Raw genomic sequence first — 11,211 nt, forward strand, 5'->3', positions numbered from 1 at the left:
GCCCTCGCCCCGAGACTCGGCGCCTTCGCCCCGAGACTCGGCGCAGGCGACAGTTCTCGCGCTCCGAAGCGCGGATCCGGTCGCCCAGCCCGAGTCTCGCCACCCGCGCAGCGGGGCGTGGGCGCTCCCCGCGCAGCGGGGCGTGGGCGCGCCGGCGCAGCCCGGCGCAGCCGCTCAGACCGGGACGATGCAGGCTGGCGTGCCGACCGCGATCTGCGCGACCGCGGTACCGGGCAGCCCGTCGGCGTCGAGCGGCAGGACCGCGATCGCGTCGGACATCTGGTTCGCGACGAGCAGGTACCCCGGCACGCGAGCGAAGTGTCGCGGCCAGACGCCTCCCGACGGTGCCGACCCGACGACCGACAGCCCGCCGGAAGAGGCATCGAGCACGACGATGAGGTCACGCCCGCGCACGGCGACGTGGACGAGGCCGTCGTCGTCGACCTCGATGTGGCTGAGGAGCGAGTCACCGACCTCCCCGTCGAAGGTCGGTTCCGACGCGACGACGACGAACGATCCCGACTCGTCACGACGGAGCCGGTGCACCGCACCGTCGAGCTCCCCCGCGACGATGAGGTCACCGTCGTACCAGGCCATGTGGCGCGGACCGACGCCCGGAGCGACGTGGTGGACCCGGACGAGGGCGAGGTCCGGGTCGGCGGTGACGCGGAACTCGTGGAGGGCGTCGCCCCCGAGGTCGGCGACGAGCACCGTGCCGTCCGGGGTGGCGACCGACTGGTGGGCGTGCGGGCCCTCCTGGCGGTCCTCGACGGGGCCCGTGACGTCCGGGAGGACCTCGGTGACGACCGCCGAGTCCGGCACGACGAGCCGATCCCCCGCACCGTGCGCCCCCAGCCGGTCCGCGGTGTCGGGCCCGCCGCGCCGGTCCGCGGTGTGTGCCCCGACCACGCCGTCGCTCGCGAGCACGGAGGCGGCGTGCGACTCGGCCTGCTCCAGGGAGACGGCCGTGACGGTGCCGGAGGTGTAGTTGGTGACGACGAGCGCGCCGGACGGGTCGACCCGCACGTGGCACGGCGCGTCGCCCCCGGCGGAGGCGTCCCACAGGTGCTCGAGGCCGGAGCCCGACCGGCGGAAGGCCGAGACACCGCCGTCCGCCGTCTCGGAGACGGCGTAGACCCGGTCACCGGAGACGGCGAGGAACGAGGGGTCGTCCATGACCGCGACCGTCGTGGCGACTCCGTCGTGCACGGCCGAGATGCCGGTGGCGTTCCCTCCGCCGGTGGCCGTGTAGGAGCCGACGAGCAGGTCGGGCAGGTCGGGCAGGTCCGGCAGGTCCGGCAGCTCGGGCTGGCTCATTCGTCGCCGCCGGCGATGCGCTCGTGGTGGTGGATGACCTCCGCGACGATGAAGTTGAGGAACTTCTCGGCGAACGCGGGGTCGAGGTGGGCGTCGGCGGCGAGGGACCGCAGCCGCGACACCTGCACCTGCTCGCGAGCCGGGTCTGCGGCGGGCATCCCGGCGGAGGCCTGNAGGTACCCGACGCGCTGCGTGTACTTGAAGCGCTCGGCGAGCATGTGGATCACGGCGGCGTCGATGTTGTCGATGCTCTGCCGGATGCTCTGCAGCTCGGCGACCGCAGCCTGGTCGTACGCGGGCCTCTGGTCGTCGCTCATGACCCGAGCCTACTGGCCGTTTGCGCCCGTCCTCGCGTCGGTGACGGGACTGCCAGAATGGTGGGCATGACGGCCCTCCTCGTGATCTCGAGCGTGTTCGCAGTCCTCGCCGGACTCGTGCACGTGTACATCTTCTTCCTCGAGTCGATCGCGTGGACGAGCCCCCGTGTCCGCCGGATCTTCAGCGTCGAGACGGAGTCGGATGCCCTCGCGACCCGCTCGCTCGCGTTCAACCAGGGCTTCTACAACCTGTTCCTCGCGATCGGGGCGGTCCTCGGTGTCGTCCTGGTCGCGGCCGGGAACGGCGCCGTCGGGTGGCCGATCACGGTGTTCGCGACGGCGTCGATGCTCGGTGCCGCCGTGGTGCTGCTCGGCACGGGTCGCCGCTACCTCCGCGCCGCGGTGGCGCAGGGCTCGCTGCCGTTCCTCGCCCTGTTCTTCGCGCTGCTCGGGTCGACCTTCGGCGGCTGACGCGCTGCGCGGCGCGGCACGGTCCTTCCCATCACGGCCGTGGTGGACGGCGGAACCGGGCGGAGCTGATCGGAACGGGAAACGGGCGGAGCTGATCGGAACGAACGACCAGCTCCGCCCGGTTCGACCTGCTCCGCCCGTCCCAGCCGGGCGCGGAACGTCAGCCGAGCTTCGCCGCGAACTGCGACGGCAGCTTGTCGAGCGCCCACTCGATCGCGGCGGTCGTGCCGATCGAGAACGCGTTCGACACGTCCGTGTCCTGGAACACGATGTCGTGCCCGGCCTCGACCGACGGCACCTTCTGGAAGAGCTTGTTCGACGTCACCTCGGACGCGTCCACGAAGATCGGCAGGACGAGCGTGAGGTCGGCGTCGAGCAGGTCGAGGTTCTCGTCCGAGAGCTGCACCGAGAACTGCTTCCCGGCCTGCTGGTCGATCGCCTTCGGGATGGTGAACCCGAGGTTCTGCATGAACTGCGACCGGCTGTCCGACGAGGCGTACGCACCGAAGCCCTCGGACGAGTACGAGCCGACGACCGCGGTCTTGCCCTCGAACTCCGGGTGGGCCTTGCGCGCGGCGGCGTAGGCGTCGTCGAGTCCGGACAGGAGCTTCTTGCCCTCCGACTCCTTGCCGAGCGCCTTCGCGATCATCTCGACCTGCTGCTTCGTGGTCGTGAGGTAGTTCGCACCGCCCTTCGGCACCGCGACGGTCGGCGCGATCGCGGAGAGCTTCGCGTAGCGGTCCTCGTCACCCGAGCTCTTGACGTCGAGGATGAGGTCGGGCTTGAGCTTGATGATGTCCTCGTAGCTCGGCTCCAGCGTCTGGATGATCTTCGGCGACTTCGTGTAGGCACCCTTGAGCCACGGGCCGACCCCGTCGCCGCCGAACCCGAGCCAGTCGCTCGCGCCGACCGGCTGCACGCCGAGTTCGAGCGCCGTCTCGGCGTCGCCCCAGCCCAGCGCGACGACGCGCTTCGGCGCGGAGGGGATCTCGGTGGTGCCGAGTGCCGTGGTGATCGACACCGGGAACTGGCCGTCGGCCTTCGCGGACGACGAGGGGTCGCCGGTGGCGCCGGAACCGGAGGCGCACCCGGCGAGGACGAGGGAAGCTGCGACGACGGCGCCCGCGGCGGCGAGCACGCGGCGGAGTCGGGAAGGAGAGCGGGTCACGTAGGTAAGGCTACCCTAAGACTTCTGCGGGATCGGCCTGAGTACGCTGACGGGGTGCAGTACACCGACCCGCGCCGCTCCCACCTCGCGGTGCTCGGCTCCCCCATCGCGCACTCGCTCTCACCCACGCTGCACGCAGCGGCCTACGACGCGCTCGGGGTGCCGTTCACGTACGGGAGGCACGAGGTCACCTCCGACGGGCTCGCCGCGTTCGTCGCGGGGCTGGGTCCGGAGTGGCGCGGCCTGAGCCTGACGATGCCGCTGAAGCGCGAGGTGCTGCCCCTCCTCGACCGCACGACCCCGCTCGTCGACGAGCTCGGCGTCGCCAACACGGTCGCGTTCCGTACGGTCGGCGACCGGGTCGAGCTCGTCGGGGCGAACACCGACGTCGAGGGACTCGTGCGACCGGTCGAGGCCCTCGGACACCTCCCCGGCGAGGCCACGGTCCTCGGCGGCGGCGCGACCGCGGCGAGCGCCCTGACCGCATCGGTCCGACTCGGCGCCCGGCTCGTCCGGGTCTTCCTGCGTGATCCGGCCAAGTCCCGGAAGCTCGTCGACCTCGCCGTCCGGCTCGGGGTGACCCTCGAGGTGCACCCCCTCGCGGAGCTGGCGGGCACGCACCACGGTTTCGTCCTGTCGACACTCCCCGGCGGGGCTGCCGACGAGCTGGAACTGCTCCCGTCCGGTCCGGACGCGGTGCTCTTCGACGTCGCCTACGAGCCGTGGCCGACCGCGGCCGCCACGCGCTGGGCGGACGCCGGCGGCCGGGTGCTCAACGGCCTGGACATGCTGACCGAGCAGGCGATCGGCCAGATCCGGTTCTTCCTGACGGGCGACCAAGACGCCCTGCTGCCCGACGAGGCCGCCGTGCGACGGGCGATGCGCAGCGCCGTCGGCCTCGAGCCGGTGATCAGCCCGCGCTGACGACCCCGTCGACGTAGGACCACCGACCGCCTTCGCGGACGAACGTGCTCGTCTCCTCGAGCACGCCGCGCTCGGTGTCGGAGCGCCACCACGCTCGGAAGGCCACGGTGCCCTCGGTGTCGAACGGGCCACCCGCTCGGGTGCCGATGACGTCGAGTCGGGTCCAGCGCTGCGCCGTGTCGAGCTCGAGCGACGTCGGGCGGGTGCTGTGGTGCCAGGTGGCGAGGAGGTACTCGGGGAGGCCGAGCGCGAACGCGGTGAACCGGGAGCGCATGAGGCGTTCGGCGGTCGGTGCGGGAGCGCCGGCGTGCAGGGGTCCGCAGCACTCGCCGTAGGGGTTGCCGCTCAGGCACGGGCAGCGGTCGGTGTCGGCGATCACCGGACGACGGTAGCGCGTGTAGGCAGGAGCGGTGTTCCGACTCGGCTGGCAGGTGTTCCGCGCTCGGCTGCCCGAGCTCGTCTCCGATCGTGTTCGACGGCGGCTCGTGGTGGTGGCGTTGATCGTCGCGCCCGTGGTGTTCGTCGGGCTGGTCGTCGTGGTCGTGCTGACCGATGACGTTTCGGTCGCGTCGGTGGCCGCGTCGGCGGCGTACGCGGCCGCGGCGGGCGCCTTCTCGATGCTGTTCTGCCGGTTGGGCCCGAAGGGCTGGTCGATCCCGGCGGTGCCCTCGATCGGCTGGCGGACACAGGATGCCGTGGCGCGGTACTACCGGCGCAGCGCGCAGCCGGTCGCTCCGGAGCACCGTGACGCCGTGCTCGCGGGGATGGACGACGCACGTGACCGGATCGTCCGGACGACGTTCCAGAGTTCGTTCCTCCTGGCCTCCTGGCTGCTGGCAGTGGTCGCCGCGGTCCTGGTGGCCGTCTCCGGATCGAGTGTGCACGGTCCGGTCTTCCTGTGGGCTCCGCTGTGGCCGCTGCTCGCCGGCAGTTCCGGCGGTGTCGGAATCTGGACGCTCGGCCGACAGGAGCATCTGCGCGCAGAGGCGTCGGCGCTCCCACCCGTCCCACCGGCACCGCCGAAGCGCGGACGACCCGGTGGCCCGAGCGGGAGCAAGCTCGCGCTGCCGGGTGAGTGAGGTCAGTCCGTCGTCGCTTGCTCCGGCAGCGCGCGTGCCGCGAGCCGGGCGCGCTCGGTCCGGCCGAGGTCGGCGACGTACCCGACCAGCGAGCACCCGTACAGCACCACCCAGAACACCGGGAGCCAGTACTCGAGCCCCGCGGAGCGGAACCCGACCACGGCGAAGGCGAGTGCACCGAGGAGCGGGGCCGCGGGGCCGATCAGTCCGGTGAGGCCGCGTCGGAGGAGCACCGCGTCGGCGAGCACGGCGTCGCGGTCGGACGGGTCGACGGGGACGGCCCGCCAGCCGAAGTACCGCTTCGTGGCCGGCCGGGCGGCGAGTCGCCAGTCGATCCGGACCTGTCGGCCGTTGATCGTCGCGGCCGGGTCGAGCGGGCGACGGGTCGGGACGCACCCGAGGACGAAGAGCCCGACGCCGAGCGCGAGCAGTGCGATCGCGACCACGCTGCGGACCGGACCGGTGTGGGTCCAGCCGAGCCGTGCCTCCAGGCCGACCATCGCGACCACGCTGATCACGACGGCCGCCGCGGCGATGCCGACCGCGCGCCGGACCCGCGCGGGGTCGAAGACGTCGCCCGCGTGGCGACGGAGGACGGAGCAGCCGAGTCGGAACACTCCTCACGTTCTACCGGATGTCACCCGATCCCGCCACGAGGGGTACAGCGCTGTTCGAAGTCCCCATGGCGCGGCGCGTAGGAACGGACGCATGCCCGCCACCGCGTTCTGCCTCCACGCCCTCGGCTCGAGTTCCGAGGAGTTCGCACTGCTGCACGACCGTCTGGAGGGCACGCTCGACCTCGTGGGCATCGACCTGCCCGGCTTCGGGACGAGCCCGGCCACCTCCGGCAAGACGGTCGAGGACATGGTCGAACTCGTCGAGCGGGCCATCGGGCGCAGCGGGGCCACCGAGTGGGCGCTCGTCGGGCACTCGATGGGCGGCAAGATCGCCGCCGTGGTGGCCGACCGGACGATGTCCGGCGCGAACGGCCTGTTCGGCCTCCGTGGCGTCGTGCTGCTGGCCGCGTCGCCTCGGTCACCGGAGCCGATGGGCGAGGACCGTCGGCGTTCGATGCTCGACTGGGTCGACTCCGGACACATCTCCACGGACCACGCCGGCGAGTTCGTGGAGGCGAACACCGCCGCGCCGCTCCCCCACGAGCGACTCCGGTCGGCGCTGCACGACGTCGAGCGCGCCGATCCGGAGGCCTGGCGCGCCTGGCTCGAACGCGGCAGCCGCGAGGACTGGTCCGACGACGTCACGAACCCGGTGCCCGCGCTCGTGCTCGCCGGAGCGGAGGACGGCGACCTCGGTCCGTCCGCCCAGCAGGAGCTCGTGCTCCCGCACTGGTCGAACGGGTCCCTCGACGTCGTTCCCGGCGCCGCGCACCTGCTGCCGTGGGAGCAGCCGGACGCGGTCGCCGACCGCGTCCGTCGGTTCTGGGAGCACCACGCCGACAACGGCCCCGTCGTGCCGGCCGACCACGCCCGGGTCATCGCCTCCCCTCGGGTGAGCGCGACGACACGGGGCGCCCTGGCCGTCCGGTCGCTCGCCGACGACCCGGACGCAGAGCCGCAGGCGCTCGACCGGCAGCAACTCGAGACCCTCCGTGCGGTCGCGGCGGTCGTCGTGCCGCAGCCCGGAGACCGGACGGTCGACGTGGCGCTCCGGGTCGACGCGCAGCTCGCCGAGGGCGCCGGGGACGGTTGGCGGCCGGACGGACTCCCGACGGACGTCGAGGCCTACCGCGCTGCGCTCGACGAGCTCGCGGGTGCCGGTGCGGTGGACGCGACGCTCACGGCCGTCGAGGACGGGACGTACGAGCCGCGCGGGTCGCTCACCGTCGACCAACTCGCGGCGTGGGCCGAGGACGCCGCCGTGGACCTCGCGAAGCAGTGGCTCGCGCACCCGGCGACGATGGCGGCGATCGACTACGACGGCTACGCGAACGGCGGCGACGGCGTGCGGAAGCAGGGCTTCCAGCTGCTCGGGGCCGGGCAGCGCGAGGCATGGGAAGCAGGGGCGCCTGAAGTCGCCCCGACGACGGACGCGGAGGCAGCCCGATGAGACTCGACGGACAGCGGCACTGGGACGAGGACGAGGTCGTCGACGTGGTCGTCGTCGGCACGGGGGCCGGAGGGGCTCCGCTGACGGCAACCCTCGCACGGCGCGGCCTGTCGGTCGTCGCCCTCGAGGCCGGCCGCAACACGGAGCCCGGGGACCACACCCCGGACGAGGTGCTCGCCCCCGCGGACATCAACTGGATGGACGACCGCATCAGCGGTGGCGAGGCCCCGACCGCGTTCGGCCCGAACAACAGCGGGACCGGGGTCGGCGGTTCGACGCTGCACTGGGGTGCCTTCACGCCGCGGCCGAGTCGGCACGACCTGCAGCTGCGCACCGAGTCCGGCGTCGGCGAGGACTGGCCGATCGACCACGACGAGCTGACCGTGTACATCGAGCAGGTCGAGCACGACGTCGGCGTCGCCGGGCCCGAGCACTACCCGTGGGACCCGTCGCGGCGGTACCGGATGCGACCCCCGGCGCGCAACGCGTCGTCGGACATGATGATGCGCGGCACCGCTGCGCTCGGCATCACCGCCACCGACGCACCCGTCGGCCTGACGACCGAGGACCGGCACCAGGAGCACCACGGCCTGCGCCAGGCCTGCGTCTCGTGCGGCTCGTGCCACCAGGGCTGCCGCAACGGGGCGAAGGTGTCGATGGACACGACCTACCTGCCCGCCGCCGTCGCCTTCGGTGCCGAGATCCGACCGGAGGCGTTCGTGCACGGCATCGAGCTCGACGCCCGCGGGCGGGTCGAGGCGGTCGTCTACCACCAGGGCGGTCGGGACCACCGGCAGCGCACTCGGTCGCTCGTGCTCGCCGCCGGTGGCGTCGAGACCCCGCGACTGCTGCTCCACACCGGGCTCGCGAACTCCAGTGGCCAGGTCGGCCGGAACTTCACCGCGCACGGTGCGACCCAGGTCTGGGCGACGTTCGACGAGTCGATGCGCTCCTACCGGGGGTACCCGTCCTCGATCATCACGGAGGACTTCGTCCGACCCGCCGACGCCGACTTCGCGGGTGGCTACCTCATCCAGAGCCTCGGCGTGCAGCCGCAGACCTTCGCCACGACCCTCGTGCGCGGCGGCGGGCTGCGCGGCAAGGCGCTCGTCGACGCGATGCGGGACTACCCGCGGATGGCCGGCGTCGGCATCAACGCCGAGTGCCTGCCGTCGGACCGCAACCGCTTGGAGTTGACCGACGAGCTCGACGCACACGGGGTCCCGCGGGTCCGCGTCACGTTCAGCGCCGGGGAGAACGAGGACGCCATCGAGCGCCACGCGATCAGGACGATGACCGCGATCGTCGAGGCCGCGGGCGGTACGGACGTCCGGGTCCTCGCGCGCACCGCGCACACGATCGGGACCGCGCGGATGGGCACCGACGCCGGGTCGTCGGTCGTGGACCGGGACGGCCGCTCGTGGGACGTGCCGAACCTGTGGGTGTGCGACAACTCGGTGTTCCCGAGCTCGGTCATCGCGAACCCGGCGCTGACCATCATGGCGCTGTCGCTGCGGACGGCGGACCGGATGCTCGCCGAGGCGCCGGACGGCAGCGGCGCGCGCGGGATGGCGGGCGCGCAGGCCTGAGGCGCGGCGCGGGCGCGCATGCGGAGGCGTGTGCGTTCGTGCGCGCGAGCGAGTGCGTGTGCGCGCGCGTTTGCGCGTGCGAGTGCGCGTGCGTGCGCGCGCGTTTGCGCGTGCGCGGTGCGTGCGCGTGCGCCGTGCGCCGTGCGCGCCTGTCGGCGGTGGCGGGCAGACTGGCGGCATGTGTGGAAGGTTCGTCGTCTCCGACACCACCGCCGACCTGCTCCCCGAGCTCGTCGGTGATCTCGCCGCGCGGACCGAGCACGTCGACGAAGACACCGGCGAGGTCCGCCCCGGCCTCGCCCCGAGCTGGAACGTCGCACCGACCGACCCCGTGTACGCGGTGCGCCAGCGTCACGGGCAGCGCGAGCTCCCGCAGATCAGCTGGGGGTTCGTGCCGAGCTGGGCGAAGGACTTCCAGAAGCAGCGGCCGAAGCCGATCAACGCCCGCATCGAGACCGTCGCGACGATTGGCATGTTCAAGCGGGCGTTCGCCGCGAACCGGTGCATCGTCCCCGCGCAGGGCTACTACGAGTGGGTCGTGCGTGAGGACGGCAAGGAGCCGCACTTCGTCCACGAGCCCGGCGGTGCCCTCGCGATGGCCGGTGTGGTGAGCGCCTGGCCCGACCCGACGAAGCCCGAGGACGACCCGGACAAGTGGCGGCTGTCCCTCGCGATCATCACGCGCGACGCCCACGTCGCCCCGGGCGAGGTGCACGACCGCATGCCGGCGTTCCTCACGCCCGGCGGCTACGACGACTGGCTCGACGGGAGCCTCGGCACGGACGACCTGCTCGCCCTGCTCGACCACGAGTCGTTGGCGGTCGCTGCGGGGTTGGAGCAGTACGAGGTCTCGCGTGCCGTGAACAGCGTGCGGAACCAGGGGCCGCAGCTCATCGAGCCCGTGTGATCCCGGACGCGGGGGCGCTGACGCCAGCCACGCTGCACGCCCGTCGTCGGAGCTGCCGGACGCACGAACGCCCCGAACGGACGAGGTCCGGACGGGGCGCGGTGTGGTCGAGGCGCGCTGCGCTGCGGTCGGTCGTCAGCCCTGGACGACCGGGCGGAGCACCGACGGCAGCACGACGTGCAGGCGCTCGGCCAGCTTGGCCTGCGCGACCTCGAGCGACCGGAAGTCACCGACGTACGCGCCGAAGGTGTCCGCGACGAAGTAGTGCGCACCCTGCCGGTCGACCGTGCCGCCGTAGTAGCCGGCGTAGTCAGCGACCCACAGGCCCTCGTCGGCGACGTTCCAGGACACCGTTGCCCGGACCGGCTCGGTCGCGATGACCTGCGCCTCGATCTCGGCGATGACCTCGATCGTCTCGGTGTCCAGGGTCACCTCGGCCTGCGGGCGGTGGGTGACGGTGGTGCTCATGGTGCTCCTTCGGGTGGTGCTGCGATGCAGGTGCTGCTGGCGGTACGGGACGTGCTGGCGGTACGGGTGCTGCTGGCGGTACGGGTGCTGCTGGCGGTGCGGGGCGTGCTGGTGGTACGGGTGCTGCCGGCCGCAGCGGTGCTCGTGACGGGTCGCGTCACTCCACGGGACGGATCACCGGGGGGAGCATGACGTGGAGCTGGTCGGCGAGGCGGCCCTGCGCCTCCTCGAGCGAGGCGAAGTCGCCCACGACGAGGCCGAACGTGTCCGAGGCGACGTACCGGCCGTCGCGCTTGTCGACCGAGCCGCCGAAGTAGCCGCCGTAGGTCGCCACCCACTCGCCGTCGTCCTCCTGCGACCAGGTGAGTTTGGCGCGCGCCGGGCGACCGTGCACGGCGGCGTCCGCCTCGAGGATGGCGATCGTGTCCACGGTGTCCGTGTCGAGCGTGACCTCGGCCCGAGAGTCGGTCTGGACAGTGGTGCTCATGTCGTGCTCCTTCGCGTTCCGGGGTACATGTGCTGACACCAGAACGCTACGGGGAGCGAGGGGCCACTCGCCAGCCAGCCCCGTCGATTCACGGGTTCCGTCAATGCGGTCCATCGCCGAAGCCCGGATTTCCGGGGGGCGACGACGGCACTTCGGGGTACACGTCCCCCGATGGGGTACTCGTTCCGCGGATGAACTGCTTTCGGGGTACGCGCGAGACTCGCCCCCGTGCCGCCGAGACTCGCCGTCGTGCCGCCGAGACTCGCCCCCGTGCCGCCGAGACTCGCCGTCAGCGACATCTCTCGTGACGGTCGCCACGAGCCATGTCGCTCACGACGAGACTCGCGCCACGCGCCCAACCAGCCCGCAGCACGCGGGCCGCCGCCCGCGCCGTCAGCGCACCGCGCGCATGCTCCG

General features: G+C 72.7%; 13 protein-coding genes. 6 read left to right on the plus strand and 7 right to left on the minus strand.

What is annotated here, in order from left to right:
* Positions 1-174 precede the first annotated feature (174 nt).
* Positions 175-1,317 carry a beta-propeller fold lactonase family protein gene (locus tag I59_RS13470; RefSeq protein WP_022904316.1) on the minus strand — a complete coding sequence of 381 codons (1,143 nt, stop codon included), beginning with the start codon at positions 1,315-1,317 and terminating at the stop codon, positions 175-177.
* Positions 1,314-1,634, minus strand: a complete 321-nt coding sequence (locus I59_RS13475) for a chorismate mutase (protein WP_022904317.1) — start codon at positions 1,632-1,634, stop codon at positions 1,314-1,316. Before I59_RS13475 ends, I59_RS13470 begins: the two co-directional genes overlap by 4 nt.
* Before the next feature lie 66 nt (positions 1,635-1,700).
* Here I59_RS13475 and I59_RS13480 point away from each other — a divergent pair, with 66 nt between their 5' ends.
* Entirely contained in the window at positions 1,701-2,105 is a 405-nt protein-coding gene (locus I59_RS13480) for a DUF1304 domain-containing protein (RefSeq protein ID WP_022904318.1), read from the plus strand.
* A 160-nt stretch (positions 2,106-2,265) separates the two neighbouring features.
* Here I59_RS13480 and I59_RS13485 read toward each other — a convergent pair whose 3' ends face one another.
* The gene (locus I59_RS13485) at positions 2,266-3,273 is read right to left on the minus strand and encodes an iron-siderophore ABC transporter substrate-binding protein (RefSeq protein WP_031273816.1); all 1,008 of its coding nucleotides are present in this window, start codon (positions 3,271-3,273) and stop codon (positions 2,266-2,268) included.
* A 54-nt stretch (positions 3,274-3,327) separates the two neighbouring features.
* Between I59_RS13485 and I59_RS13490 the strand changes: the two genes are divergently transcribed.
* Entirely contained in the window at positions 3,328-4,197 is an 870-nt protein-coding gene (locus tag I59_RS13490; protein WP_022904320.1) for a shikimate dehydrogenase, read from the plus strand.
* Here the strand turns inward: I59_RS13490 and I59_RS13495 are convergent.
* Entirely contained in the window at positions 4,184-4,576 is a 393-nt protein-coding gene (locus I59_RS13495) for a YchJ family protein (protein ID WP_022904321.1), read from the minus strand. The genes I59_RS13490 and I59_RS13495 overlap by 14 nt on opposite strands.
* Positions 4,577-4,607: 31 nt before the next feature.
* Between I59_RS13495 and I59_RS13500 the strand changes: the two genes are divergently transcribed.
* The gene (locus tag I59_RS13500) at positions 4,608-5,276 is read left to right on the plus strand and encodes a hypothetical protein (protein ID WP_022904322.1); all 669 of its coding nucleotides are present in this window, start codon (positions 4,608-4,610) and stop codon (positions 5,274-5,276) included.
* Between the two features lie 2 nt (positions 5,277-5,278).
* On the opposite strand, the gene I59_RS13505 is transcribed toward I59_RS13500, so the two are convergent.
* A complete protein-coding gene (locus I59_RS13505; protein WP_022904323.1) occupies positions 5,279-5,893 on the minus strand; it encodes a hypothetical protein in 615 nt (204 codons plus the stop codon).
* 91 nt (positions 5,894-5,984) lie between these two features.
* On the opposite strand from I59_RS13505, the gene I59_RS13510 reads away from it, so the two are divergent.
* From I59_RS13510 to I59_RS13520, 3 genes are all read left to right on the plus strand, one after another.
* The gene (locus tag I59_RS13510; protein WP_022904324.1) at positions 5,985-7,343 is read left to right on the plus strand and encodes an alpha/beta hydrolase; all 1,359 of its coding nucleotides are present in this window, start codon (positions 5,985-5,987) and stop codon (positions 7,341-7,343) included.
* Complete coding sequence (locus I59_RS13515; RefSeq protein ID WP_022904325.1) at positions 7,340-8,932, plus strand: GMC family oxidoreductase; 1,593 nt, start codon at positions 7,340-7,342, stop codon at positions 8,930-8,932. Before I59_RS13510 ends, I59_RS13515 begins: the two co-directional genes overlap by 4 nt.
* A 178-nt stretch (positions 8,933-9,110) precedes the next feature.
* Complete coding sequence (locus I59_RS13520; RefSeq protein WP_022904326.1) at positions 9,111-9,839, plus strand: SOS response-associated peptidase; 729 nt, start codon at positions 9,111-9,113, stop codon at positions 9,837-9,839.
* A 135-nt stretch (positions 9,840-9,974) separates the two neighbouring features.
* On the opposite strand, the gene I59_RS13525 is transcribed toward I59_RS13520, so the two are convergent.
* A complete protein-coding gene (locus tag I59_RS13525) occupies positions 9,975-10,307 on the minus strand; it encodes a hypothetical protein (RefSeq protein ID WP_022904327.1) in 333 nt (110 codons plus the stop codon).
* A gap of 157 nt (positions 10,308-10,464) precedes the next feature.
* Positions 10,465-10,794 (minus strand): hypothetical protein, encoded by a 330-nt coding sequence (locus tag I59_RS13530; protein WP_022904328.1) that lies wholly within the window; start codon positions 10,792-10,794, stop codon positions 10,465-10,467.
* Positions 10,795-11,211 lie beyond the last annotated feature (417 nt).

The sequence above is a fragment of the Curtobacterium sp. B8 genome (assembly GCF_000333315.1).
GTDB classification, from domain to species: Bacteria; Actinomycetota; Actinomycetes; order Actinomycetales; family Microbacteriaceae; genus Curtobacterium; species Curtobacterium luteum.

Coding starts and splice junctions, on each gene's coding strand:
- I59_RS13510 (WP_022904324.1), top strand. CDS start 5,985: ATGCCCGCCACCGCGTTCTGCCTCCACGCCCTCGGCTCGAGTTCCGAG.
- I59_RS13530 (WP_022904328.1), bottom strand. CDS start 10,794: ATGAGCACCACTGTCCAGACCGACTCTCGGGCCGAGGTCACGCTCGAC.
- I59_RS13470 (WP_022904316.1), bottom strand. CDS start 1,317: ATGAGCCAGCCCGAGCTGCCGGACCTGCCGGACCTGCCCGACCTGCCC.
- I59_RS13515 (WP_022904325.1), top strand. CDS start 7,340: ATGAGACTCGACGGACAGCGGCACTGGGACGAGGACGAGGTCGTCGAC.
- I59_RS13520 (WP_022904326.1), top strand. CDS start 9,111: ATGTGTGGAAGGTTCGTCGTCTCCGACACCACCGCCGACCTGCTCCCC.
- I59_RS13480 (WP_022904318.1), top strand. CDS start 1,701: ATGACGGCCCTCCTCGTGATCTCGAGCGTGTTCGCAGTCCTCGCCGGA.
- I59_RS13525 (WP_022904327.1), bottom strand. CDS start 10,307: ATGAGCACCACCGTCACCCACCGCCCGCAGGCCGAGGTGACCCTGGAC.